We start from the raw sequence: 21,427 nt of genomic DNA, 5'->3' as shown, positions 1-21,427 counted from the left end.
CTTAGTCGCGCTCGAAAAGGTCCATCTGGCGATCGTCGCCGCGCGGCTCGTTGCGAACCTCGCGCACCCAGCGCGGCGAGACGCCGAGACGGCGGGCGACTTCGCTGGTCGAGCCCTCCGCCTCGCGAATGAGCTGCTTGCGGGCAAGGTTGCGCCGCACGGCCATTGTCGGGACCGGGAAGCGGTCGCGACCGGCCGCGTCGACAAGCTGAAGCGCGGCCGTCTCGCCGACCGCCTGGATGAGATGGTGACCCTCGGTCAGCTTCTCCGGAATATACACATAATCGCGGCCTGCATAGGCGTCGACGAAGCGAAGGGCCGGGCCAACGCCGATTATCTCGACGAGGTCGAGCAGGCTTTCGGGCCAGCCAGAGGTGTCGATGCCGTCAGCCATCACCGCCTCCGCGCGCCGCCATCGACTTCAGCGCCTCGACGATCCTTGAGCCGATCGCCGGATCGGTCAGGAAGCGCGCCGAGGACACGCGGCGGCCGGTCTGTTTCTGGACGAAGGCGTCCAGCGCCCGATCGGACCCGTTCCTGATCACGCCATCGTGGGCAAGCTTCATCCAGAGCGCCCGTGCCATGCGCGGGTGACCTTCCGGGTAGGAGGAGCGCGGCGTGCCCTTGAACGCGCCCTGCCGCGCCAGATAGTCGAGCATCTTGCGCCGCCCAACGGCCGTTAACTGGGTGCTTGAACGGACGTTGGCGAGCCGTTGCATGAGGTCGCGGCGATCGTCGTCGGAGAGGCCGAGCTTGGTGCATCCCAGGCGTATCTTGCGCAGCTCGGACTTGGCACGCTCGGCTTCGACGGCTGGGCTATGAGATGCGAGGCGCGGCTTCATGCGACACCTTCCGGCTCATTGCCTCCGAAGTACGGCAGCGCCAGCAGTTCCGTGTGGCCGATCGAGCGGGTTTTTTCCTTGCGCGTCGCCTTCTTTTGCGACGCTGCGGATTTCCGTGCGGCCTCGATCTCCATCTTTGCGCGACCGATGTCTGCCAAAAAGAAACCTAAAGCGCCGGGCTCGGTCACTTCGAACTCGACACGCACGATAGAGCGCGATCCCTTCACCGTTGCGGTGTAATTGCGGATCGCTACCTCGGCATCGAGATAGATGATGGTCATTCGCCGACCCTCCGCTCGATCTGACGACGCGCGGCGTTCTGCCAGTTGCGCAGCAGACCATGGTGGCCGGCGGTGCAAGTGGTGGTGACGCCGGCGAGGCGTAGGCGGTATTCCGCACCCTCGGTCAGGCCTGCGCCCTCGACCTCAACGAGGTGGCCGATGACGCCGCGCGCGGTCTGGCTTTCGTCGGCCAAAAGGTTGGAGATGGTGTCGACCAGACGGCGCAGTCTTGCGATGTCGAGTGCCTTCACAGTGATCTCCTATGCCTTGGCCAGATCGATGGTGATGGCGCGGAAGTCGGCGTCCACCCGGTCGCGCTCGTAGCAGCGCACGTAGAGCTTGGAGCCCACGACGCGCATGGCCGCGCGGATCGCGTCCATGGCGCGCCTCCAGCGCTCGTCCTCGATGTCAAGGCGAAGCAGCATGAAGATCTCCGATCGGTTGATCTGGCCTTCCTTGTCGACATTGAAGGCGCGGGTGATGATCGAACGGATTTCGGTGCGGCTGTCGGCCGACCATTCCACCAGGCATTCGTCGATCAGGGCCTTGGCGATCTGGAGCTGCGGGCCGAAGTCGATGGTGTCCGAAACCTGCACCTGGACCTTCATCAGGCCATCGAAGGACATGAAGGTCTTGTTGCCCTTCGCGCCGCCCTTGGTGGCGCCGTACTCCTGGGCGAGAACGGCCTCGAAGGCGCTGAGATCGTCGAAGGTATGCTGCTTGAAGCGGCCAATCTGTGCCGACAGATCGCGGGCGTAGCCGATCACCTTGCGGACGGTCTCGTCCTCAAGCAAGTTTTCGACGCGAACGGCTTCCTTCGGTACTAGGTTTCCCTTGGCGTCGGGCATGTAAGCTTTGCCGTTGACGACCAGCTCGCCGGTTGGGCGGTCCTCGAGAATAACTGCGTCCATGGTTCTACTCCTGTGGCTGGGTTTCGCCGCGGATCGCGGCCATGAGGCGGGCGACTTCGTCCGCCTGGGTTTGGATCGCGACATCTCGCGCATGGTCCTGGTCGTCATTGCCGATGATCGGCAGCTGCAGGGCGCGCACCAGCAGATCGGCTTCTAGGCACACCGCCCAGAAGCGCTCGGTGGAGTGCGCCAGCGCCACGATCTCTGCGGCGCTGGCGGCCACGGCCTGCCGCTGCGGGTTGGCGATGACGCGGCCGGCAACGTCGAGCACGTCGACCTGTGTGGCCAGTTCGAGGAGCTTGCTCATGCGGCACCTGTCGGGCCGTCAGACAGGATCGGTCGATGGAAGACCGGAAAAAGCTTGACGTTGCTGCCGGGCCGGGTCGCTTCGTCGAGTATGCGGGCCATTTCCACATCACGATCGCGGCGGGCGTGTTCGTTCCAGCGGTACACGCTCAACTCGTTTTCCAGCATGCGCGCGATGCGATACATGCTGTCGCAAGCCTCCTGCATGACTTGGAATTCGGCAAGCGTAGGGGTGGCCCTACCGTCGACATAGAAGTCGAAGGAGGCGCGCAGCATCTTCAGCCCGTCGGACACTTCGAGAATTTTGACTTGTTCTGCCATTTCACTCTCCATGGCTGGAATGCGGGCACCTGCCGGAGCGGCACATGCGGAAGAGGACGACGCGTTGATGACTGGTGCTGTCGAAGGGCGCGCGCTGCTCGTGGACGCACTGGCCTGCGGAGATGATCCCGAGAACAGGACATTCCACGGTTGCGGCCATGAAGGCACCGCGCGCGGCCTTTTCGACCCGCGACAGGTCCGCCGCGTAGGTGCGGCGCAGCAGCGTCGAGACGACTGCCGGCGTGTAGCCCATCGCCTTTGCGGCCTTCGCCTGACTGGTGCTGTCGCAGGCGATGGCGAGCGCTTCGATCCAGTCGGGCAGATCATCGCCCCAGCCCGAGCGCGCACGTTCAAGGGCGGTTGTGGTTCCGGCCGTCATGCGCGCGGCTCCTCTTGCCAAACCACCTGGTTCAGGTTCGGGTCGAAAACCGATTTGAGGCGTTGCACCATGGGCGGCAGCGGCCCCGTGTCACGGCTTCTGACAAAGCGGTAGACGCTCGGAACCGTGCCGTTCCGGCCAGCCGCGCGCCCCTTTGAGATGACGGCGAGATAACCGGCGGCCGCGAGGCGCTTGCAGTAGTCCTTTGCGTCCACGTCGGACACGACACTGCCGGGCACCGATGCCTGGACGGCGAGATCGGCAGCGGTGAACTGCAGGGCGATCTTCATCGTCCGCCACATCTGCTCGCGGCTGGCCCCTTGCGTGACGGGCGCGCCGTCGGGCCGCAGACGCGGGGCTTCGTGCCCGACATCGCGAACGAGACGAAAGAGCACGGGCGCAAACTTCGCCGCCGGTTCCGCATCCACATAACCGCCAGCGCGCAGCGCCTCGACATAGGAGCGGATCGTGGCGCGGTTGATGCGCGTTGCCCGCTCCAGGTCGGTATAGAAGAAGCCTTCCGGCTTGCTGCGGATCGCCTGCCAAATGGCTTGGCGGGAGATCGGGTGACGCTTCTGCAGCGCCTGGTCGATGGGTTGACGCGCCATGATCAAATCCTCGGAGCCGGAGCCTTGCCGGTGTAGAGCGGGCGGTCGCCCCAGCGGGCGCGATCCATCTTGGCGACGCCTTCGCCAATGGCCGCCTGCGCGATGCGATCCAGATTGGTGACAATGCGGCGGGCCGAGCCTTCCGCGATCTTCACGAGGTGCTCCAGCAGATCGTCCGCGATCTCGACCTTCCGGATGTACAGGTGCCGAAGGTGGCGGGCGTCGTCGAGCTGCACCGGCTGCGCGCCAACCCATTCGAGCACGCGGCCGTGGAACTTCTCCCACTTCGCCAGCTTGGCCGGGAGCCGCTCCTCGCCGATCAGCATCATCGGCGCGGCCGAGCCGCGATAGATGTCTTCGACGATGTCGACCATGCGCCGCGCGACGACATTGTCCATCTCGTCGATGATGAGCGGGCGCTGTGACAGCGCGAGCTGCTCGCAGATCATCTCGATCAGGTCCGGGATCGAGCCGCGCTCGTCCGGCATGCCCATCTGTTTGAGGATCGCCTTGACGAAGAAGCGGCGCGTCCAGTTGGCCTTCACCTCGACGTAATAGGCGCGGTGGCGGTTGGCGACGAAGGCGGCGGCGGTGCTTTTGCCGTAGCCGCTGGGGCCGTGGAACACGACCATGCCTGGCAGGTGCAGTTCGCGCTTGACGGCGATGTCCAGCGCCGTGGCGCAAAGCGAGACGTTGCGAAGCGGTGCCGTTGTAGAGAAGGCGTTGACGGCGGAGGTGTCATGCATCATGATTTAGTCCTTCAAATTGGAATGCACTTAGCCAGCGGCGGCGATCGGGAAGGCACTCCCGAATGCCGCCGTTAGTTCTTTCAGGTCGTTGCGCGCCCTGAATTCGGAAAGCGTCTGGTAGTCGCGATGCCAGCCGCGCAGGTGCCCAGTGACGGGCTGTCCCGCTGCAATCGCAGCATCGACCTCATGCCAGAACGCGAACCTCTGATCTGGATCGAGCGGAATGCCCGTTTCTGACACCGCCGCAGGTTCCGGCGTAACCGGAAGCCGATCCGACAGTGCAAACTCGGCCTCAAGCTCGGCCTGAAACCGCAGGGCCTCGACCGGCATCTCTGCCGACATTTCCAGAAGGGCGGGACCATTCTCGGCCCGGATCAGCGCGATCTGCTGTTCCTTCAGCGCGATGCGGCGGTTCTCACGCTCGCGGCGCATGTGCTCGACCTTGGAAGCCGGCATCTCCGGAACAACGTTGGCGTCACGATGCGCGATGCAGATCAGGCGGTTGTCCAGGGTGCGCACCCACACGCGGGACCCGTCGTGGATGTCGTAACCGACCCGAACCTTCTCGCCGCCGAACGGCTCCAGCTCGTGGGAGAAGTAACGGCCCCATGGCAGGCTGATTTCGCCGCGCACCGCCGTGCGCAGGAGCTGCGGCCGGAACAGGTCTTCCACAACCTTGTCGCCTAGCAGCATCGGTTCCCAGCCCTGCGCCCTGGCGGCCTCAAGCGCCTCGGCCGGGCTTTGGTGCCGGAGCTTTCCGGTCTGCGGGTCGCGGACCTTGGGCAGGGCCGAATGCGGGCGGTTGTTGTAGGCCTCGACCTGTTCGCCGGCCCAATGCAGGAACTGGTCCCACTGCATCATGAGCGGCGATGCGCCGGCCCGCTTAATGTCCGCCTCGACGATCTTGACGACGCGGCGGCGCGCCTCGTTGTCCATGTCGCGGCCGCTATAGGTCGGCAAGGAACGGGCGGCGCGCTTCCACAACGTGCCCTGGAGGCGCTCGACCTTGCCGCGCGACTGCGCACGGCCGGCGATGGAGTTGACCGGCGTTGCACCAATGCGCGTGAGCAGGCCGGTGACCTCGCCAGCGATCATCTCGCCGACATAGCCGGAGCCGTTATCCGTGTAGAAACCTCCGAACTGGCCGTGCGCCTCGACCGAACTGCGGATGGCGTCCATGACGACATGGGCGCTTTCCGCAAGGCCGGCCGACCAGCCAGAGACGTAGCGCGTCGCCAAGTCGATGACGGCGCAGACTTCCGGCCGGAACGGGCGGCCGTGGATCGGATGTGCCACGTCTGCCTTGAAGCAATGACCATCCGACGACACGATTTCAAAGGGCATTAAATCATCCGTTGAACGCCGCCTGAACGCCTTGAATTTCAGGAGGCCGTTTGGTCCATGCCGGCCGCGCTCGCGATCGACGACGGACACGCTCTTCAGGAACCGCCGCGCCGCCGAATAGGACGGCACCGGCACGCCTGCCGGCAATGCGGCCGGAAGATCTTCCATGATGGCAGCAAGCGGCCGCTGGGTCGGGACGCGGTAGAGCTTCATCAGCGCCGGAGCCCAGGCCGGCACTTCCTGCTGGATGACAGCTTCGCGGGGGGCAAGGGCGGCAATGCCGGCCTTCACCGTCTCGGCCTTCCAGCGGAACAGGCTGCGACGGGATATCGTGCGCTTGCCTTCCTTGCCGGATTTGGCATTGGCAATCGGAATGAGAGCCTGAAGGTCGGGGCGCAGCTCGCCGCGATCTGCCGTGGCGAGAAGATGAACTATAGCCTTTTCCTGCCCGCCGATCTGCGCCAGCCGCTCGACTTCCATCAGTATCGCGGCGCGGGCTTCCATGCAGCGGCGCTGCCAATCGGCAAGACCGGTTGTGCCGCGTTCCTCCGCGACGGCAGGAACTTCCGCCAGGGCGACAGTGGCGGGCACGGCTGACCCGACCGACAGCTCGCGGGAAAGCAGTTGCTCACGGGCCTTTTGCGGCAGGGCTGAAACTGGATACTCGCGGCCGCCGCCGCGACCGGCGCGCGGACGGGATGGCCAATTTTCGCGCTTGGCTTTGTCGATGACGGAGACCTTGGATGTGGGCAGGTTGTGTAACCCTGCCGCTGCTATCTCTTTTGCGCTTAACCAAAGGTCGGTCATCGTCCGTCCCCCTTGCCTATCTGCTGGGAGGCCCATTCGAGCGCGCCGGGTGAAAGCTCCTTGCGCAGAGCGTTGCGCCGGTCCTTGATGCGTTTCTCCTCCAGCTCCAGCATCACAAGCTCGGCTACGGTTGCCGCCTCGCTGGGCACGGCCTTGTGGTCGCACGCTTCCACCAGAAGCGTCAGCAGACGGTAGTCTTCCGTTACGCGGCAGAGCGCGGGGATGCGCCACGCAGGAAGCTGCCAGTCTCCGGAGCCGGGCGCGCAGAAGCGGTCCAGCATGTTCTTGGTCAATTCGCGTTCCGGCACCGGCTGGAGACGGTTGACCTCGGCCGCGATGTCGTGCCGGTCGAGCCCGAGATTGGCCTTGGCGAGTGCAAGCGTATCGCCCAACGCTTCGCGGATCGCGCTGTCGAGTTCGGCGAGCGGCATAGCCGGGCGGGTGTCGAAAAAGCTGGGCTGACCCGGCTGTGTGAATGTCGAGGAAGGACGACGAGCCATGAAAGTGCGGGCTCCTATTGCGCCAGATTTGGCGCTTTGCTGAATTCTGATGTGATGGTGACGCCGAGCATGTCAGCCCAACGGAAAAGCTGACTGGCGCTCGGCTCGGCCTCGCCGGCCTCCCACCGCTGGAAGGTGCGGCGGCTGGCGCCGAGCCGGTCCGCTATATCGGACTGGTAGAGGCCCATGCGCTCGCGGCCGCGCCGCAACTGCCCGACCAGGCGCATGTAGGCAAGTTTCCATGATGCGCTCATGTGCGGTCGTCCGCGTCGGCGAGTACGATGCCGAAGGCCAGCTCCTTCGCCCAGGCGAACAGATCTGGCGCATTGGGAAACGAGCGGCCGTTCTCCCACCTTTCCAAAAGGTCGACCGGTACCCGCAACCGCTGGGACAGGACGAAGCGGGTCAGACCCATCACATTCCTGCGCTTCTCCAGATCACGCGCCAGACGGCGCGCGGCCTGCAAGGCCAACATGGGGCGAGTGTCGGTGCCCATGTTCACGCCGCCTCCTGATTTTCACAATGACGGGGGGCATCGCCTAGGCTAAAACTATTGCCGGAACGACGAGGCGGGTTGATGCGTGCGCCGTTCCGGTCGTAGCGCGTCGGCCAGATGTCGCGAGGCGTCAGGTCAAGCAGAATAGCGATCGCAGCTTCACCCTTCGCATCCGATCCGCGAAGGGCGGTGCGGCAGGCATGCTCCGGCAGGCCGGCAGCGATGGCCAGACTGCCTAGCGACCAGGGGCGGCCGTCCGGGTCTTTTTGTATACGGACGGCGGCCTTGATTTCTTCGGGGTGCCAGTCGCCGGAAGGCGTTCGCGCAACGGAGCGCTTAGTCATCGTTGGGTTCCTTTTCTGGGCCGGTTGTGCGCCGGCCTTTTTTGGGGATCAGTCAGTTGGGATTACCGCTGTGAACACAGTTAAGGTATCAAATAATGATCCTTTTGCAACGCCAATTGGACACCTTACGGTTCCTTCTGTAAGGACGAAGGTTCCAAATGTTATTCTTTTTATGATTTCAATGGCTTGGCGAACTGAAAGCCGCTCAAAGCACAACGGGCTTCGGCCTTACGGTTCGTCACATGAACAGTAAGGATTTCCCCTTCCGGCTGAAGCAGGCGCTTAAGCAGCAGCGAATCACCATTCAGAAGCTTTCCGATTCGACCGGCATTGCCGTCTCCACGATAAAAAAGTGGACCGGCGGCTATTCTGAACCCACGCTTTCGAACCTTGTGATGACTGCGGAAGCGCTGAACGTGCGGATTGAATGGCTCGCAGAGGGCGAAGGCGAGATGCGCAGGGCAGCGACGGACCCGCAAGCACTTCTCCAGCGTCTGACCGCTGGCCTCGCGGCGCGCGATCCGCAAGGCCCACGATCAGGGAAGGTCGAGGACAGTCGGTTGGTCGTTGCCAATGAGGCAGAGCAAGCTTTTTTGGACCAAATCCGCGATGAAACCCGCAAGATGGTCGATCGCGCTTCGTATCAGGAGCGCCCCGCAGTCGAGCGGGAAATCGCCCAGGCGACTGAGCACTTCGACCTCGCCGCCAAGCTGTCGGAAGAGATATTGGTGGTCTACAAGGCAGAGAATGCCCGTATTGCCCCGCTCGACCTGTTCAATCTCGCTGTCGAGCATTCATACCGCATCATGCGGTTCACGCCGAACAAGGATCGCCGCCTTGCGATGGTAGCCACCGTGATCGACGAGATACGGGAAGAACTGCGCAAGCCGCCGACATCCGGTTCGTCTAGCAAACGCCGGGCCTGAGAATCGTTCGGACGCTCACCGCTCTAGCCTTTCCGGCATACCTTGCGCGAAAATCACTCGGCCGGATGTGGCTCAGTGTTGGAGATGATCTGGCGGCAAGTGTGGTGGCTTTTGCCGCGCTACCTTCTTGCCCCGGGTATTAAATGAGCGGCGCGCCTGGTTAGATTGAGCATCGAACCGCGCGCCGCGCTCCACCTTGTGCCAAATGCCGCGCCGTTTGTGTTCAATACCTGCTTAAACCTGCCCATTTTCGCTCACGGCGGTTTTCACCGGCTTGGGGCCTCAAAGCCTTGCTGCGTAAGGCCTTGCGGTCGATCAGTGCCAAACGCGACCTGTGCCAGAACGAGCAGTACCCCACACCACGTCTCGGAATCGTAGATGGACTTGGCCTCACTGGCGACGGCGCGGGAAACGGCCATCCACGAGGCGACGGCCCCGTCGATGCGATCGGTGGATTTGCCCTTGTGCATGGTGCGGTTGCCGGCGCTGTCGGTGTGGATCGCCACATTATCGAAGCACCAGCGCAGGACGGGGTGCCCACCATGCAGGAAGCGGCCGGCGAGGATGACGCGCTCCAACTCGTTCAAGGCCGGCGATTGCGTCACCCAGCCCTGGCGTAGCGTGGCGACGGGATAGCCGTCATCGGTGAGCGGTCCCATGACAGCTTGCGCATAGGCGGCATCGAAATCGATCTCGCGAGCGTCGAAGCGATCACACAGGTCGCGGATGCACTGCTCGACGGCGCGATAGTCAATCACGTTGCCTGGCGTGGCGGTGATGAAGCCCTGTTCTGCCCACAGCGGATAGGGAACGCCGTCACGCTCTGCTCTGAGCCTGAGATTGTCGCCAGGCACGAAGAAATGCGGGACGATGTGACAATTCTCGTCCTCGTCGACCACACAGGCGACCACGGCCGTCAAGTCCGTGGTGCTCGACATATCAACGCCGATCCAGCACGGCGCACCTTCCGGCACCGGGACCGGCTTTGCCGTCAGGTCATAGACCGCCATGTCGATGAACGGATCGGCGGAATGGTCAAGCCAGATGTTGAGATTGAGCTGGCGGAAGCTCTCGCGGTCGCCGGGGCGGTTCTCGGCTTCCCTCGCGTACTGGCGCAGTCCGTCCAGATCGGGATAGCCATGACGCAAGCCGGGATTGACCAGGTGCCAGACCGCTTCGTCGCGCCAGTCGCAATCGGGCGGGGCTTCGAAAATGATCGGCAGCGTCGCCGGGTCATCAATCTCGCCCAGCGCCACCTTGCGGGCATAGGCGTAGGTCTCGAAGGCGATGTTTTCCTGCCCTCGGCCGGCCGTGGTGATGATGACGTTGAGCGAGCCGGCCGTTTTCAGCAGGCCGGTTTTCAGCGCTTCCCATAGGTCGCGCTTCGGCCAAGAATGCAGCTCGTCCATCAAGGTCATGGTCGGCGTGCGGCCATGCTGGGTCTTGGCATCGGCGCTGATCGCCTCGACCACGGTGCCGCTGCGCTTGTCGGTCAGGCGGTTGCGATAGTCCTGGGCCTCGACCAGCGGGATCAGCCGGCGATCCTCGCGAATGACGCTGATAGCCTCCTCGAAGGCAATGCGGGCCTGCTTCTTGTCGGCGGCGGCACAGATGACCTGACCGCCCGGCGTGCGCTCGGGGCCGATCGAATGCAGCAAGGTCAGCGCCGCGCCCAGCGTGGTCTTACGATTGCCGCGCGGGATCATGGCGAACACGGTCTTGACGACGCGGGTGCCGTCCTCATGGCGCGGGCCATAGACGCGACGGATGATCCGCTCCATCCACGGATCAAGTGCGAACTGCCTCCCCTTCCTGAGGCTCTTGGGGTGCTTCAAGTGACGCAGGAAATTCACCGCCCGCTCGCCATAGCAGAACGGATCGGGGATTTCCGAATTGTCGAACACCCATGCGGGATATGTTTTCGGAGCTTCCATCATCCGAGGAAGTCCAGATTGTCGCCGGCACTCTCGCCGCGAACAGCAGGCCGGGAGCGAGACACAGGCGTCAGGCCAAGCTCGGCAGCCAGCAACCTTGCCCGCGTCATGGCGTCGGACTGGATGCCGACGGCCGGGTTGCGCTTCATGCCAGTGCTGACAATGCCGTCCTCGGTATCCTTGAAGGCTTCGAAGACGTGGCCGTGTTCCTGAAGGTGGCGCTCCATCTCCCGCACCTGCCCGATGGCCGTGCAATAATTCTCCAGCGATCCAAGGTCGGCAGTCGTCAGAATGCGGCGCTCGACAAGGATCGGCACGACGCGCTTCCATTCCCGCTTGGCGTCGGCAGACAGCCAGGCCGGAATGCCGGGAGCTTTTGCGATGGCCGAGTTATCGACCACAAGATGAGGTTTGACGCCGCGCATCAGCCTGCACCCACGCAATGAAGCTCCAGGCCACGGCGACGGCCGATCTCGCGGACTTCCTGAATGTTGAACTCGGTCTCGGCGTACTGGACGGAATTGGTCACGCTGACATTCGCGATCCAGCGGATGCGGAATACCACCTGTCGCGCGGCACCGACTTGACCGGCCGCTAGATATTCCTTGCCTGATTGCTGTTGCATCGATGCCCGCAAGGGCGTTTCGGTCGTGCCGTAGATCGGTTCATTGTAGGGATTGCGCCCGATCTCTTCCTCGCGAACAAGGACGATCTCGCGATCAAGCGTGCCGGCGCGCATGTCACCAGCTCCAGTTGCGGTATTCCCGCACGATGTCGGCAACGCTGAACGGCAATTCCTGAACGCTCACGCCGATGGCGGTTGCTTCGCGGTTTTCGTACCAGTGTCCGACAAGCTGACAGACGGCCTCGACCAACGCGGCCGGAACTCCCGAGGGATATTCTTCCTCGATCTTGAAGCCGAGTTGCCGCTCGATGTGATCCTGGGCGGCGGCAATCTTGCGCTCGATCAGGGCGTCATCATCATCGATATCAACGACGATTTGCTCTTTGAGAGTTTCAACGTTCACGATCATTGAACGAACCTTTTCGAACCGATCATCAAAAATCCCATTTCGGGAAAATCACGCGCGAATGGGGGGCGCTGGTCTCCCGGCATTCGCTCAAAGTTGATGACCACCCCCCGGTCATCGGATCGCATTGCCGAAGCCTCCTTCGTGCCTGACGTTCTTCCGGCTGTTGCAGCCACGGGCCATCGGCTGCCAGTTCGACCGATCCCAGAACAGGCGCATGTCGCCCTTATGAGCGATCTTGTGATCCACCACGTTGGCGATGCGACCACAGCCACAAGTACACAGGCGATTGACGGGCAGAGACAGGAACGCCTTCGCTTCCCTGTCCCAATCCTTGGTGTAGCCGCGCTGGTGAGCCGTTCCGCGCCGCTGGTCATTGCGTGCCTGGGCCTGCCGCGCCCGTCTCTGCTCGCAAGGGCAACGAACGCCGGCAGCGATACGGTGACCGCATCCGCATATCTTTGGTGGCTTCACTGGCATGGCTTTACCCTCAATAGGCGGGAGAGACAGCGCAGGGCGTGCCTCTCCCGATGAGCCCTTGACCGGTGGTCTCCGGTTGGTGCTCGCGATCTTGCAAACCTTGACCCCTCAAATGCCGGTTTCCCGGTGGCGGCAGGGAGGTTTCTTCTCGTTGTCGGACAGACCGCATCGCCCTCAATGACTGCCGCCCTGAACTTAGCTCGCCGCGATCTTCAGCTTCACGAAGCGGTCGGGATTGGTGACGTCGCCACCCACACGCTTGCGCGCATGGAAGACGTTGATGCCGTTCTTGGCGCGGGTGTACGGGTCCGACAGGATCGACATGTCGACGCGATCAACGATGCGATAACCGGACCAGTCGCCGAACACGATCGGGAAGGCATTGGCCGCAATGTCGGGCATATCGACCATCTCGATCACCGGACGGCCCAGCAGCGTCGAGGGCGCACCGTCACGCAGGGACGGCTGCCACAGGTATTGCCCGGTCGTGTCCTTGACCTTCTTGAGCGCCGCCAGCGTCTTGCGGTTCATCGCCCATGCGCCATTCTGAGCGTGCAAGGTCGGGACCGCCGCGAACACATCGATCAGCGTGTCGCCGGGGTTGTCGCCAAGAGTGGCCGCCTTGCCGGAAAGCACGGTCGCGATACCGGTCGCCGACAGGATACCCTTGGGCTTGCCGGTGCCGTTGCCAGCCACAAAGGCCGTGGCTTCCGCGATGGCAAAGCTTTCGGCCAGGTCGGAGGCAAGCTCGCCTTCGAGGTTATAGGTGTTGTCCTCCAGAAGCTGGCGGGACACTTCCACGAAGGTCGCCAGTTCATAGGGGGTGAGCGTCACCTGTTCGTAGGACGGTGCGCTTTCGTCGCGGTCCGCGACCTCTGCCACCCACGTCGCGGCGGTCGAGCCGATGCGGCGCGGATAGCGGACATCGCGGCCGCTAATCGTGATGACCTTGGCATACTGGCGGATCGGGCTGTATTCGCGAAGCGCCTTCAGGATTTCCGAACCGAACGTGGTCGGGGCCAGATAGCCGGCCGTGGCGTCGGTGCCGACGACAAGCGCCTTGCGGTCTTCATCGGCAAGGCCGGCATCACCACGACGGATATAGGCGCCGAACGCCTTCTGTTCCGGCGTGATCTCGGTCTTGTCGTGGCCTTCCGTGCTGGGTCGGTTCACCTTGGCCTCGATCTTGTCGAGACGTTCGGTCAGCTTGGGATCGATGCCCTTGCCCTCAACCGCCTTCAGCCGATCGTCCACCGTCTTCTGGAAATCCTCCAGCGCCTTGGTGACGATGCCGGCCGGATCGTCTTCTTCGCCCTTGAACTCGATGGCGCGGGCGAGCGCCTGTTTGTTGACGTGTCGCATGGTTATCTCCTTGCGAAATGGGCCGCCGCCCGGTTGATGGCAGCGGCAACGCCGAGCGCCGAAACTGCCGACTTGGCCGAAGTCACCTTCGCGCCGGAATGCATGGGGATCGTCACCAAAGACGCCTCCAGCAATTCGAGGGATTTGATTGTGCGGCCGCCGCCTGGGCGGGCGCTGGCCTGCTTGGTGATGAAGCCGATCGACAAGCCGCGCACCGCGCCGGATTTCACCAGGGCACGGACCTCGCGAGCGCGGGCCACGTCATCCACCAGCAGCTTGCCGGTGATATGCAAGCCGTCCGCCTTTTCCTCGGCGCTGTCCCAGGTGCCGATAGGATCATTCATGTCGTGGCCGAACAGCATCGGCAGGGGCAGCTTGGCACCCTTGAACGCGCCTGGCTCGATCATATCGCCGATGCGATCTGGCACGCCGAACTTCCACGCCAAGCCAGAGATGGCCCCAGCGTCGTCGCCGATGATCTTGGTTTCGATGAAGAGGCGATCCATTACTGACCATCCTTCGGCAGCGCCGGCCCGGTGGTGCGGGTCGAAACGGTGATGTGCGGATTGGCGAACTCGGTGCCGCCTGGATAGGGAGCCAGATCGATCCAGGCGCGGCCCTCGTTCGGATTGAGCACGCGGGCGCTGATCAGGCTGGAAATGGCCGTTGCCCGTTCCGTCAGGCTCGCCCTGGTCAGGTCGTCGCGGTCGAACAGAATGCGATAGGTGCCGCGTTCCTCGGGCGCGAACAGGGCGCGGGACAGCGTAGCCTCCAGCGCCTGAAGCCACGGCTCCAGCGTGTAGGTCAGGAACTCAAAACCCATCTGTTCCGAGTTCGACCATGTTGCCCGATCGAGCTCGAACAGCATCGAGGGCGGGACGCGGAAGGCGCGGGCAATTTCGAGGATCTGGAACTTTCGCAGCTCGAGGAACTGCGCATCGGTCGAATTGAGCGTCATCGCCTTGAATTGCGCGCCGTCCCAAAGGATCGCGGTCTTGCCGGCATTCTCGGCGCCCTCATGAGCGGCACGCCATGCCGCCTTCATCTTCTTCAGGCCCTCGTCGCCCAGCCCTTTCGGGAACTCGATGACGCCACCGGGCCGCGCGCCGTTCTTGAACAGGCGGGAAGCATGGGCCTCCATGACATGGGCGGTGACAATCGCCTCCCGCGCCAGCGTCAGCGCGCAACGCGAGAATGGGCCGCGCAGGTGGATGATGTCCGATGCCGGAACCGGCCGATTGCTCAGGCGATATTTGGGCTCGCGCGTGTCGGCATACTCGACGGAGATGACGGCGGGATCGTAGTGGATGATCTCGGCCGGCTTGCCGTTCACACGGTTCACCCAGGCCATGCCGCCAGCGTCACGGGTCAACGCCTCGGCAACCAGGTCGCGGATCAGCTCATAACCGCTGGTCCAGTCGTTCACGTCGCCGCGCAACAGCTTGAACACCGGATGCGCCTGGTCGTCCTCTTGCTTCCCGCCATCGGTGCGCAGAACGCGAATGTGGAGCGAGGCAGCGGCCTCGGAGATGACGCGGACGGCGGCGGCGACGGCCGGCACCGTCAGGGCGGCGGCGGCGCTGATCCCGGCCCCCGGCGTAATACCGGTGAACAGGGCTAGAAGCTCGCCATCAGGTTCGGCGAGTGACTTCTGCTCAACTGGAGCTTTGCGGGTGAACGGCCATATCTGCATGGCCGAAAATGGCCGCAGAAATTACGATAGGTCAAAGCAAAACGGCCCCGAGGGCCGCATTAATAATTCTTGAAAAGGCGAGGAAATTCAGGGATTTGCCGATGTATTACGCTGCCTTGGCCCGATCGCCGAAGACTTCCTTCCATGCAAGTGCTTCGGCTTCGTAGCGAGGCAATCCGCCGTCATACTCCATGATCGCCGCGCGCTCTTCATAGGCGTCGAGAAGGTCACTTTCCCGCCAGTCATCGTCATTTCGCGGTGCTACAGGTGCTACAAGTGCTACAGCGTTGTTTTTACAATCTAAATCCTGTATCACCTCGGCAGGTGCTACGGTGCTACAGGTGCTACAGGCCGGTGCTACAGCGCCGACGCGGCTGGCGAAGTCGGTGAACCGGGCAAGGTCAGGCATGGGCGGCCTCCCTTGCGTCCTCGCCGAGAATGCTGGCGGCAATGACATAGCAGCGGACGGGATTGGGGAAGCCGGGCACCCGCTGGAAATTCTGAAGCTTGCCGCAGCTGCCGGCCTTCAGCATCCCACGCCCGGCCAGCGTCTTCGCCACCATCACCGCGTCAAGTCCAGTGCAGACTTCGCCGCGCCACACTTCGGGAAGAACGAAATATTCAATGCTGCCTTCGTCATCGCGACGGCGGAAGCCCGCGCGGTTCTGAATGCGCGTGTCGATCGGTGCGCCCATGCTGTCGGTCGGGGCAAGGCTGCCCATCGGCTCGAAGCGGGAATTGCCGTGCAACTCGATAAAGCGGCGGACGGCAGACAGGGCTTCACGCTCTTCAGCCGGTTCGATCCCGCCGCGCGTGTCGAGCCAATCGCGGAAGCACTTCGCCGCTGCCTTGGTAGCTTCGCCAGGCTGCCACGGCAGCACACCGAAGGCCGTCGCCATTTCACCACCGGCAGCCACAAGAGCGAAGCGCGCCACAACGCGGCTCACCTGTCCATCGGCATTCGGCGGGCAGTTCTCGGCGACAAACTCATTCTGAAAGCCGTTCACCACGGGCGCGATGCCCTCGAAGTCGCGGGTCAACCGATCAAGGTAGGCATGGGAAGCGTGGCCGAAGTGTTCACCGGCCACCGCCTTCAGGTGGCGAGCGAAGGCATCGGCGGACGGGAAGCCGTGTAGAGATTCGAAGATGCCCATGCCCGCGCCTGCATCTGCCGGAATATCCACGATGCGGACTTCCTGCCCGGCTGCCGCGCGGCGGCCCCTGCCATCCTCGGCGATCTTGTCGGCAAGGCCGATCTCACCCGTCGAAAGGAAGAGGGTGCGCCACCGGGCCGCGCGGCGCGCTTCACCGCTTCGCCCGGCGCGTGTCTTGCCCTGGCCGTTCGCCAGCATATAGGCGACCTGGCCGACTTCCCGGCTATCGCACTGGCCCATTTCATCGAGAAGCAAGAGCGTGTCGCAGTGCATCAGCGCCACCGATTCCAGCCCGTTCGAAGTCGCGCGCCAGGTGCGGGGAAAATCGCGCCCGCCCCATATCGATCCCGCGACCTGAAGGGCAGTTGTCTTCCCGATCGAAGAGCCGCCACGAAAGTGGAAGCCACCGGATTCGGCCTCGGCGGGCAGCAAGAGCGGCCCGGCGAAGGCCGCGCTCATCGCGAATGCCAGCCGCGAATTGCCAATGGCATATCGGGCAAGGCCGTCTTGCCATCCCGCCAAGTCACCGCCAACGCGATAGGGATCATCGGCCAGGCCATCGCTTTGATAGATGATGCGTTCGGCCATTCTAGTTGTCTCCGAATGTCTGCCGGGGAAGGACGAAGGCGCGTCCGCCCCAGCCGAGGCGATTGACGCAACGTGCCTTCAGTTCTGGTCGGGCGGTCGAAATGTATTCGTGCAGGGCATCGCGGGCGAAGCGGCCCGGTGCCATGATCATGCCGAGGGAAAGAAGGTGTTCGCGATAGGCCGTGCCGTCACCGGCCAGCATCCGCATGGGCATACTCCATTCCTTCGTGCGGCCATCGCGATCGGTGACGCGCAAGAGGCGACCCCAATCTTCGCTATCGGTGCTGCGGGTTTCGGCCACCACTTCGAGAAGCGAGCAAAACCACTTCCATTCGATCGTGATGATGCCGGTTTCCTTGTCGGCACGTTCGATGCGCTTTTCCACGCCATTGGCGACCACGCGGAACGGCCAGCGTGCCAGCTCTTCCGGTTCGCCGGCCTCGACGCGGCGAAGCGTCTCGCGTTCTTCAGCATCGCGATAGGGAGGCAGGAAGGCGGGATCGCTCTTCAGCTCGGCGACGGCCTCGGCGGTCCATCCCTCTTCGATCGCGTCGGCAATATCCCACCCTTTGGGAATTACGCCTTCGCGAAGCGACTTCTTACCGTCCAGCCAAACCCACGCGCCGATGCGATCAGGCGGAAGGTGCAGGACGGCAACAGCGCCAGCCGCGCGCGACAGCTCGCAAACCTTGTCGCCGAATTGCTGCCCGGCCTCGTCATTGTCGGTCGCTATGATCACTGTGCGGCCGGCGACGGGTGACCAATCGGCCTTGTGCGGCGACTTCGCACCATGCGGCGGCGTTGTTGCTATCATATCAGGGAAGAGGATCGCGGCAGCGTCGGCGGCCTTTTCGCCCTCGGCAACGATTACGGAAGCATCGGTGCTGGCAAGAATGCTCGGCAGCCGATAGAGCGGACGCGGATCGGGAAAGCCCTTTGCGCGCCAGCCGCGACGGCCTTGGCCGAGGTCGCAATAGGTGATCGGCAGATAATCCTTCGCCGGATTGCCAGCGTTGTCTACATAGTCGAACCGGGCGACATAGCCGACCAACCCGGCAGTTACTTCATACGGCCAAGCCATCACCGGCTCACCGAACCTCGGGTGCCGGAATTGCATGGCGGGCGCGTCATCGGGAACGGGAACGATCGGCAGCTTTTCGCCTGCCTTCGGTGCGGGGTTGTCGGCCAGCGCGATTTCTTCGGGTGACAAGGGCGCAAACATTGCATTCATATTCACGCTTTCACCCCCAACATTTCAGCGAGCGCGCGGGCGGCTTCGGCCTGTCCGGTTCCCGCCAGATATGCGGCAAGGCTCACCGGATCACCGCCGCTTTTATCGGTTGCGAAGTCGGCCCACTTGCCGGTGTTCATGTTCACCCGGAAGCTGCCGGGGTTGCGATCTGATCGCCGAGGATTGCGTGCCACCCATTCGTGGCCGACACGGCGACCATCGGGCAGCCACCGCGACAAGAGCGATGGCAGTGCGGCAATCCCGGCCGCATTGATAGCGACGAAATCGATCCGATCCATTTCAAGGCCCCTAGCTAAGGGCCTCGGAACTGTTGCGGACAGGAGCGCCCAGCTTATCGACAGCCCAGCTATCAAGCTCCGCGGTCGGATAGAGCGGGGTGCGGTTCACCTTCTGATAGGCAGGGCCACCACCGACCGAAGCCCACTTCGCGAGCGTTGCCGGGGCAACCTCGACGCCATGGACGATCTTCAGATACTCGGCAGCTTCCCAGCGGCGAAGGCGGGGCTTACGAAGGGCAGAGGGAAGAGTGATATTGGCGGTCATTTAATTGTCTCCTGATTGCGAGCAAGGTCGAGAACTTCTTCGGGGTGATAGCCGAGGGCGGCGGTCACTCGGTCGAAGAGCGGGTTCATCTGCAAAACGACGAAACCGAGGGGGCGGTGAAGGGCGAGGCGAATATTTGCCAAGATGTCGGTGCCAGGCTCCCACGCGACCACATGCGAGTGGTTTCCTGCCACGCAAAGCAGCGTGTAAGCTTGCGTCGTAAAGGGCAGGCCAGGCAGGCGGCTTTCGTCGCCGGTGTGCGCGAACATTGCCCCCGCGCGGAAGGCATCACTCAGGTCAACGCCAATATCAATCAGCGCCTTCGCGGTCGCGATTTCCATCACGTTGTGAAATGAGAAGCTTCGCCTGTAGCCGGGGCTTCCAGGGTTTTCGATCTCATGGCCTTTATGGCCGATGATTGCTCCACGGCGAATCCATGACTGCAAGCTGGCGTTGGTTACGTCCGCGGCTTTGAGCACCTGTCCGGTGCTGAATTGAGCGTAGAAAATATTCATAGGTCGAACCTTCAAGTTGTCTGCTGACAACTCATATGGGCCGATTTTCTTGAGTATGCAAGCGACAACTCGCAGCGAGGCAATCCTACTCAAGAAAAAGGCCGCCCCATCCAGCGATAGAGGCGGCCAAGCAGTGGGCGTCATCCGGTCACGTGAAATCGCAATCATCGTGCTCCAGATCGCTCGCGGCTTCAGCCAGATAAGGCTCCAAGGGTTCGGGTTCGGAATCGGTGCCGGCTTCGAAATCAGGATCGCCGTCGATCACATCGAGCAGCGCCATCAGGTTTTCGATGGTCGTCTCGATCCGCTGGCGCATGGAAGGTGTCACGGCAAGGAAGAGGGTAGCGCAGTTCATGCCGGCCATCCTTCCTTCTCGAAGTAGTCTCGGCGAGGATGCGTCAGCCTGAAAAGCTCGCCGCGCAGTTTCTCGGCAACGTTGCACTGATCAATCGCGAGCCAGGCCATGCGCTGCACAACGCCGCTGTGATCATCGTCCATTGTCTCAGCGATGAGAGCGAGGCCTTTCAGAAGATCGCCGACCGCAGCCAACGGGCTTTCCATGTACGACACTTGGCGGAAAGGACCGGCTTCGTAAGGGTTAGCGCTCACGGTATTGAGGTCTATGTCGGCAGCGGGCATAGCTTCGCCGGCTGCCGGAATTTCTGTTCGCGGCATTTGTAGCTCCGTTGCAGGTAAATTACACTTTTGATATAACTCTACACCAGAAACCTAGTCAACACTTTTGATATAAGGTTGCATCAAATTGTCAGTTTTGCCAGCACAGTGCCGAGCGGCGCGAGCCCTGATCGGTTGGTCTCAAGATCAACTCGCCACCACCTCGAAGGTAGCAAAGGCCACCATCGCGAACTTCGAAGCCGGCCGGCGTACTCCCTACGAGCGGACGCTTGAAGACATCCGCGCGGCGCTCGAAACGGCCGGCGTGATCTTTATTGAAGAAAATGGCGAAGGGCCGGGTGTCCGGCTTAGTAAGCTAGTCGATCCAACCGCAGGAACTGGCGGCTTTCTCGTGCACGCCGAATTGCTGAAGGTCAAAAAGTGATAAGTTACCGAGAAGGGGCGTACGGCTGAGGGGCAACGTGATGAACGAGGTGGCGAGCATCTGGACGACCAAGGAAATTATCACGGCAGTAATTGCAACTGGCATAGTTTCCGCTGTCGCCTCTTGGGTCGTTGACCTCATCAAATCATGGTACGGGAGAAAGAAGGCCGCTCAGTACGGCGCGATGCGGTCGGCTGTCGCCCTGGAGCGATACGCCGTCTCCTGTTGGCACATCTTCATAATGGGCGAAGGTGAGTTCGAACGGCATCGCGATGTGACTTCGGTTCGGCTACCGCCTGCGCCTGACCTGCCTGCTGATGTTGATTGGAAGGCAATCGATGCATCTCTCGCGGACGACATCCTATCATTTTCAAACTCGTCGAATGTGTCGGAAGCTCTGGCTGAGTTTTCTGAGGTATGGGAGCAAAACCCTTTTGACTTTCACGACGCAGCAAAGGAGCGCGGCCTTGAAGCGCTCAAGTTGGCAGGACGAATACGGAAGCACTACCGGATGAAGTCCCACAACGATTTTGATCGTTTGTGGAAAGATTTTAGGAAATAGACTATCGGGACCGTCTCGGATTAGACATTTAGGCCGCCTCTTCCCATGATGCTGCTTGATGTGGGAGAGAATCATGGCTGTCTATTTGGTCACGTGGGATTTGAACAAGCAGAAGACGAACTATAACCAAGCTCGCCAAGCTCTCATCGATCACCTATCGCGCTACGACCACATGAAAGACCCTGGACTAGATTCGGTGTGGTTCATCAGTTCAACGGCATCCGCCGATGCGCTGGACGCCGACGCTCGAACTCGTATGGACACGAACGATCGATTGATGGTGACGAAGCTCGTCGGCGGGCAGCATCAAGGCTGGCTTAATGCGGACGTTTGGAAATGGATCAACGCTCGGCTCTAGCCCAGCAATTAGGGTGAGTGTGAACTTTGATTTTAGCGGGAGATATGCGCGAAGGGACATGCGCTCGTCCGGCTGAAGAAA

General features: G+C 62.4%; 34 protein-coding genes. 4 read left to right on the top strand and 30 right to left on the bottom strand.

All coding sequences use genetic code 11. The features are described 5' to 3' along the window. Position 1: 1 nt before the first annotated feature. The 15 genes from ABLE85_RS10880 to ABLE85_RS10810 are packed head-to-tail and all read right to left on the bottom strand — an operon-like array spanning position 2 to position 7,888. A complete protein-coding gene (locus ABLE85_RS10880) occupies positions 2 to 394 on the bottom strand; it encodes a hypothetical protein (protein WP_348792742.1) in 393 nt (130 codons plus the stop codon). Further along, a complete protein-coding gene (locus ABLE85_RS10875; RefSeq protein ID WP_348792741.1) occupies positions 387 to 842 on the bottom strand; it encodes a regulatory protein GemA in 456 nt (151 codons plus the stop codon). The genes ABLE85_RS10880 and ABLE85_RS10875 overlap by 8 nt, the downstream gene beginning before the upstream one ends. After that, a complete protein-coding gene (locus tag ABLE85_RS10870) occupies positions 839 to 1,123 on the bottom strand; it encodes a hypothetical protein (protein ID WP_348792740.1) in 285 nt (94 codons plus the stop codon). The genes ABLE85_RS10875 and ABLE85_RS10870 overlap by 4 nt, the downstream gene beginning before the upstream one ends. Beyond that, on the bottom strand, positions 1,120 to 1,374 hold the full coding sequence (locus tag ABLE85_RS10865) for a hypothetical protein (protein WP_348792739.1): 255 nt from the start codon (positions 1,372 to 1,374) through the stop codon (positions 1,120 to 1,122). Before ABLE85_RS10865 ends, ABLE85_RS10870 begins: the two co-directional genes overlap by 4 nt. A gap of 9 nt (positions 1,375 to 1,383) precedes the next feature. After that, complete coding sequence (locus ABLE85_RS10860; RefSeq protein WP_348792738.1) at positions 1,384 to 2,034, bottom strand: DUF3164 family protein; 651 nt, start codon at positions 2,032 to 2,034, stop codon at positions 1,384 to 1,386. Between the two features lie 4 nt (positions 2,035 to 2,038). Next, entirely contained in the window at positions 2,039 to 2,341 is a 303-nt protein-coding gene (locus ABLE85_RS10855) for a hypothetical protein (protein WP_348792737.1), read from the bottom strand. Beyond that, entirely contained in the window at positions 2,338 to 2,661 is a 324-nt protein-coding gene (locus ABLE85_RS10850; RefSeq protein WP_348792736.1) for a hypothetical protein, read from the bottom strand. Before ABLE85_RS10850 ends, ABLE85_RS10855 begins: the two co-directional genes overlap by 4 nt. A 1-nt stretch (position 2,662) precedes the next feature. Then, complete coding sequence (locus ABLE85_RS10845) at positions 2,663 to 3,040, bottom strand: transcriptional regulator (RefSeq protein WP_348792735.1); 378 nt, start codon at positions 3,038 to 3,040, stop codon at positions 2,663 to 2,665. Further along, positions 3,037 to 3,648, bottom strand: coding sequence for a hypothetical protein (locus ABLE85_RS10840; protein ID WP_348792734.1), 612 nt, complete (start codon positions 3,646 to 3,648; stop codon positions 3,037 to 3,039). Before ABLE85_RS10840 ends, ABLE85_RS10845 begins: the two co-directional genes overlap by 4 nt. Positions 3,649 to 3,650: 2 nt before the next feature. Beyond that, positions 3,651 to 4,397: an ATP-binding protein gene (locus ABLE85_RS10835; RefSeq protein WP_348792733.1), complete on the bottom strand. Its 747-nt coding sequence runs from the start codon at positions 4,395 to 4,397 to the stop codon at positions 3,651 to 3,653. A 27-nt stretch (positions 4,398 to 4,424) separates the two neighbouring features. Then, positions 4,425 to 6,548 (bottom strand): Mu transposase C-terminal domain-containing protein, encoded by a 2,124-nt coding sequence (locus ABLE85_RS10830; protein WP_348792732.1) that lies wholly within the window; start codon positions 6,546 to 6,548, stop codon positions 4,425 to 4,427. After that, positions 6,545 to 7,048 (bottom strand): hypothetical protein, encoded by a 504-nt coding sequence (locus ABLE85_RS10825; RefSeq protein ID WP_348792731.1) that lies wholly within the window; start codon positions 7,046 to 7,048, stop codon positions 6,545 to 6,547. The genes ABLE85_RS10830 and ABLE85_RS10825 overlap by 4 nt, the downstream gene beginning before the upstream one ends. Positions 7,049 to 7,062: 14 nt before the next feature. After that, entirely contained in the window at positions 7,063 to 7,302 is a 240-nt protein-coding gene (locus ABLE85_RS10820; protein ID WP_348792730.1) for a helix-turn-helix transcriptional regulator, read from the bottom strand. Continuing rightward, entirely contained in the window at positions 7,299 to 7,550 is a 252-nt protein-coding gene (locus ABLE85_RS10815) for a helix-turn-helix transcriptional regulator (RefSeq protein ID WP_348792729.1), read from the bottom strand. Before ABLE85_RS10815 ends, ABLE85_RS10820 begins: the two co-directional genes overlap by 4 nt. Continuing rightward, positions 7,547 to 7,888: a helix-turn-helix domain-containing protein gene (locus ABLE85_RS10810; protein ID WP_348792728.1), complete on the bottom strand. Its 342-nt coding sequence runs from the start codon at positions 7,886 to 7,888 to the stop codon at positions 7,547 to 7,549. The genes ABLE85_RS10815 and ABLE85_RS10810 overlap by 4 nt, the downstream gene beginning before the upstream one ends. A gap of 242 nt (positions 7,889 to 8,130) precedes the next feature. On the opposite strand from ABLE85_RS10810, the gene ABLE85_RS10805 reads away from it, so the two are divergent. Beyond that, entirely contained in the window at positions 8,131 to 8,814 is a 684-nt protein-coding gene (locus ABLE85_RS10805; RefSeq protein WP_348792727.1) for a helix-turn-helix transcriptional regulator, read from the top strand. A 266-nt stretch (positions 8,815 to 9,080) separates the two neighbouring features. Here ABLE85_RS10805 and ABLE85_RS10800 read toward each other — a convergent pair whose 3' ends face one another. The 15 genes from ABLE85_RS10800 to ABLE85_RS10730 form a co-directional block, all read right to left on the bottom strand. After that, on the bottom strand, positions 9,081 to 10,751 hold the full coding sequence (locus ABLE85_RS10800) for a terminase TerL endonuclease subunit (RefSeq protein WP_348792726.1): 1,671 nt from the start codon (positions 10,749 to 10,751) through the stop codon (positions 9,081 to 9,083). Further along, positions 10,748 to 11,173, bottom strand: a complete 426-nt coding sequence (locus ABLE85_RS10795; protein WP_348792725.1) for a phage terminase small subunit P27 family — start codon at positions 11,171 to 11,173, stop codon at positions 10,748 to 10,750. Before ABLE85_RS10795 ends, ABLE85_RS10800 begins: the two co-directional genes overlap by 4 nt. Further along, the gene (locus ABLE85_RS10790) at positions 11,173 to 11,487 is read right to left on the bottom strand and encodes a phage head closure protein (protein ID WP_348792724.1); all 315 of its coding nucleotides are present in this window, start codon (positions 11,485 to 11,487) and stop codon (positions 11,173 to 11,175) included. Before ABLE85_RS10790 ends, ABLE85_RS10795 begins: the two co-directional genes overlap by 1 nt. Position 11,488: 1 nt before the next feature. After that, positions 11,489 to 11,782, bottom strand: coding sequence for a head-tail connector protein (locus ABLE85_RS10785; protein WP_348792723.1), 294 nt, complete (start codon positions 11,780 to 11,782; stop codon positions 11,489 to 11,491). Positions 11,783 to 12,454: 672 nt separating this feature from the next. Further along, complete coding sequence (locus ABLE85_RS10780; RefSeq protein ID WP_348792722.1) at positions 12,455 to 13,621, bottom strand: phage major capsid protein; 1,167 nt, start codon at positions 13,619 to 13,621, stop codon at positions 12,455 to 12,457. Between the two features lie 2 nt (positions 13,622 to 13,623). After that, positions 13,624 to 14,127, bottom strand: a complete 504-nt coding sequence (locus ABLE85_RS10775) for an HK97 family phage prohead protease (protein WP_348792721.1) — start codon at positions 14,125 to 14,127, stop codon at positions 13,624 to 13,626. Continuing rightward, a complete protein-coding gene (locus ABLE85_RS10770; protein ID WP_348792720.1) occupies positions 14,127 to 15,314 on the bottom strand; it encodes a phage portal protein in 1,188 nt (395 codons plus the stop codon). Before ABLE85_RS10770 ends, ABLE85_RS10775 begins: the two co-directional genes overlap by 1 nt. Before the next feature lie 106 nt (positions 15,315 to 15,420). After that, positions 15,421 to 15,723: a hypothetical protein gene (locus tag ABLE85_RS10765; RefSeq protein WP_348792719.1), complete on the bottom strand. Its 303-nt coding sequence runs from the start codon at positions 15,721 to 15,723 to the stop codon at positions 15,421 to 15,423. Next, positions 15,716 to 17,056, bottom strand: a complete 1,341-nt coding sequence (locus tag ABLE85_RS10760) for a DUF927 domain-containing protein (protein WP_348792718.1) — start codon at positions 17,054 to 17,056, stop codon at positions 15,716 to 15,718. Before ABLE85_RS10760 ends, ABLE85_RS10765 begins: the two co-directional genes overlap by 8 nt. 1 nt (position 17,057) lies before the next feature. Beyond that, a complete protein-coding gene (locus ABLE85_RS10755) occupies positions 17,058 to 18,287 on the bottom strand; it encodes a DUF927 domain-containing protein (protein ID WP_348792717.1) in 1,230 nt (409 codons plus the stop codon). A gap of 2 nt (positions 18,288 to 18,289) precedes the next feature. Then, positions 18,290 to 18,586, bottom strand: a complete 297-nt coding sequence (locus tag ABLE85_RS10750) for a hypothetical protein (RefSeq protein WP_348792716.1) — start codon at positions 18,584 to 18,586, stop codon at positions 18,290 to 18,292. 10 nt (positions 18,587 to 18,596) lie between these two features. Continuing rightward, complete coding sequence (locus tag ABLE85_RS10745; RefSeq protein WP_348792715.1) at positions 18,597 to 18,851, bottom strand: hypothetical protein; 255 nt, start codon at positions 18,849 to 18,851, stop codon at positions 18,597 to 18,599. Then, positions 18,848 to 19,366: a hypothetical protein gene (locus tag ABLE85_RS10740; protein ID WP_348792714.1), complete on the bottom strand. Its 519-nt coding sequence runs from the start codon at positions 19,364 to 19,366 to the stop codon at positions 18,848 to 18,850. The genes ABLE85_RS10745 and ABLE85_RS10740 overlap by 4 nt, the downstream gene beginning before the upstream one ends. Positions 19,367 to 19,514: 148 nt before the next feature. Then, entirely contained in the window at positions 19,515 to 19,730 is a 216-nt protein-coding gene (locus ABLE85_RS10735) for a hypothetical protein (protein WP_348792713.1), read from the bottom strand. After that, positions 19,718 to 20,041: a hypothetical protein gene (locus tag ABLE85_RS10730; protein WP_348792712.1), complete on the bottom strand. Its 324-nt coding sequence runs from the start codon at positions 20,039 to 20,041 to the stop codon at positions 19,718 to 19,720. The genes ABLE85_RS10735 and ABLE85_RS10730 overlap by 13 nt, the downstream gene beginning before the upstream one ends. Before the next feature lie 88 nt (positions 20,042 to 20,129). On the opposite strand from ABLE85_RS10730, the gene ABLE85_RS10725 reads away from it, so the two are divergent. From ABLE85_RS10725 to ABLE85_RS10715, 3 genes are all read left to right on the top strand, one after another. Then, positions 20,130 to 20,426 (top strand): helix-turn-helix transcriptional regulator, encoded by a 297-nt coding sequence (locus ABLE85_RS10725; RefSeq protein WP_348792711.1) that lies wholly within the window; start codon positions 20,130 to 20,132, stop codon positions 20,424 to 20,426. Positions 20,427 to 20,466: 40 nt separating this feature from the next. Then, complete coding sequence (locus tag ABLE85_RS10720; protein WP_348792710.1) at positions 20,467 to 20,988, top strand: hypothetical protein; 522 nt, start codon at positions 20,467 to 20,469, stop codon at positions 20,986 to 20,988. A 73-nt stretch (positions 20,989 to 21,061) separates the two neighbouring features. Beyond that, positions 21,062 to 21,346, top strand: a complete 285-nt coding sequence (locus ABLE85_RS10715; protein ID WP_348792709.1) for a hypothetical protein — start codon at positions 21,062 to 21,064, stop codon at positions 21,344 to 21,346. Positions 21,347 to 21,427 lie beyond the last annotated feature (81 nt).

Origin of the sequence: Mesorhizobium sp. KR1-2 (genome assembly GCF_040045035.1) — a bacterium.
GTDB lineage: Bacteria > Pseudomonadota > Alphaproteobacteria > Rhizobiales > Rhizobiaceae > Pseudaminobacter.
The sequence above is the reverse complement of the archived record's forward strand: the minus strand, read 5'-3'. Positions and strand labels throughout refer to the sequence as shown.

Bases quoted from the DNA above. Each gene is read 5' to 3' on its own strand.
- ABLE85_RS10880 (WP_348792742.1), bottom strand. From the start codon at position 394: ATGGCTGACGGCATCGACACCTCTGGCTGGCCCGAAAGCCTGCTCGAC.
- ABLE85_RS10875 (WP_348792741.1), bottom strand. From the start codon at position 842: ATGAAGCCGCGCCTCGCATCTCATAGCCCAGCCGTCGAAGCCGAGCGT.
- ABLE85_RS10870 (WP_348792740.1), bottom strand. From the start codon at position 1,123: ATGACCATCATCTATCTCGATGCCGAGGTAGCGATCCGCAATTACACC.
- ABLE85_RS10860 (WP_348792738.1), bottom strand. From the start codon at position 2,034: ATGGACGCAGTTATTCTCGAGGACCGCCCAACCGGCGAGCTGGTCGTC.
- ABLE85_RS10855 (WP_348792737.1), bottom strand. From the start codon at position 2,341: ATGAGCAAGCTCCTCGAACTGGCCACACAGGTCGACGTGCTCGACGTT.
- ABLE85_RS10850 (WP_348792736.1), bottom strand. From the start codon at position 2,661: ATGGCAGAACAAGTCAAAATTCTCGAAGTGTCCGACGGGCTGAAGATG.
- ABLE85_RS10845 (WP_348792735.1), bottom strand. From the start codon at position 3,040: ATGACGGCCGGAACCACAACCGCCCTTGAACGTGCGCGCTCGGGCTGG.
- ABLE85_RS10840 (WP_348792734.1), bottom strand. From the start codon at position 3,648: ATGGCGCGTCAACCCATCGACCAGGCGCTGCAGAAGCGTCACCCGATC.
- ABLE85_RS10835 (WP_348792733.1), bottom strand. From the start codon at position 4,397: ATGATGCATGACACCTCCGCCGTCAACGCCTTCTCTACAACGGCACCG.
- ABLE85_RS10830 (WP_348792732.1), bottom strand. From the start codon at position 6,548: ATGACCGACCTTTGGTTAAGCGCAAAAGAGATAGCAGCGGCAGGGTTA.
- ABLE85_RS10825 (WP_348792731.1), bottom strand. From the start codon at position 7,048: ATGGCTCGTCGTCCTTCCTCGACATTCACACAGCCGGGTCAGCCCAGC.
- ABLE85_RS10820 (WP_348792730.1), bottom strand. From the start codon at position 7,302: ATGAGCGCATCATGGAAACTTGCCTACATGCGCCTGGTCGGGCAGTTG.
- ABLE85_RS10810 (WP_348792728.1), bottom strand. From the start codon at position 7,888: ATGACTAAGCGCTCCGTTGCGCGAACGCCTTCCGGCGACTGGCACCCC.
- ABLE85_RS10805 (WP_348792727.1), top strand. From the start codon at position 8,131: ATGAACAGTAAGGATTTCCCCTTCCGGCTGAAGCAGGCGCTTAAGCAG.
- ABLE85_RS10800 (WP_348792726.1), bottom strand. From the start codon at position 10,751: ATGATGGAAGCTCCGAAAACATATCCCGCATGGGTGTTCGACAATTCG.
- ABLE85_RS10795 (WP_348792725.1), bottom strand. From the start codon at position 11,173: ATGCGCGGCGTCAAACCTCATCTTGTGGTCGATAACTCGGCCATCGCA.
- ABLE85_RS10790 (WP_348792724.1), bottom strand. From the start codon at position 11,487: ATGCGCGCCGGCACGCTTGATCGCGAGATCGTCCTTGTTCGCGAGGAA.
- ABLE85_RS10785 (WP_348792723.1), bottom strand. From the start codon at position 11,782: ATGATCGTGAACGTTGAAACTCTCAAAGAGCAAATCGTCGTTGATATC.
- ABLE85_RS10780 (WP_348792722.1), bottom strand. From the start codon at position 13,621: ATGCGACACGTCAACAAACAGGCGCTCGCCCGCGCCATCGAGTTCAAG.
- ABLE85_RS10775 (WP_348792721.1), bottom strand. From the start codon at position 14,127: ATGGATCGCCTCTTCATCGAAACCAAGATCATCGGCGACGACGCTGGG.
- ABLE85_RS10770 (WP_348792720.1), bottom strand. From the start codon at position 15,314: ATGCAGATATGGCCGTTCACCCGCAAAGCTCCAGTTGAGCAGAAGTCA.
- ABLE85_RS10765 (WP_348792719.1), bottom strand. From the start codon at position 15,723: ATGCCTGACCTTGCCCGGTTCACCGACTTCGCCAGCCGCGTCGGCGCT.
- ABLE85_RS10760 (WP_348792718.1), bottom strand. From the start codon at position 17,056: ATGGCCGAACGCATCATCTATCAAAGCGATGGCCTGGCCGATGATCCC.
- ABLE85_RS10755 (WP_348792717.1), bottom strand. From the start codon at position 18,287: ATGAATGCAATGTTTGCGCCCTTGTCACCCGAAGAAATCGCGCTGGCC.
- ABLE85_RS10750 (WP_348792716.1), bottom strand. From the start codon at position 18,586: ATGGATCGGATCGATTTCGTCGCTATCAATGCGGCCGGGATTGCCGCA.
- ABLE85_RS10745 (WP_348792715.1), bottom strand. From the start codon at position 18,851: ATGACCGCCAATATCACTCTTCCCTCTGCCCTTCGTAAGCCCCGCCTT.
- ABLE85_RS10740 (WP_348792714.1), bottom strand. From the start codon at position 19,366: ATGAATATTTTCTACGCTCAATTCAGCACCGGACAGGTGCTCAAAGCC.
- ABLE85_RS10735 (WP_348792713.1), bottom strand. From the start codon at position 19,730: ATGGCCGGCATGAACTGCGCTACCCTCTTCCTTGCCGTGACACCTTCC.
- ABLE85_RS10730 (WP_348792712.1), bottom strand. From the start codon at position 20,041: ATGCCGCGAACAGAAATTCCGGCAGCCGGCGAAGCTATGCCCGCTGCC.
- ABLE85_RS10720 (WP_348792710.1), top strand. From the start codon at position 20,467: ATGAACGAGGTGGCGAGCATCTGGACGACCAAGGAAATTATCACGGCA.
- ABLE85_RS10715 (WP_348792709.1), top strand. From the start codon at position 21,062: ATGGCTGTCTATTTGGTCACGTGGGATTTGAACAAGCAGAAGACGAAC.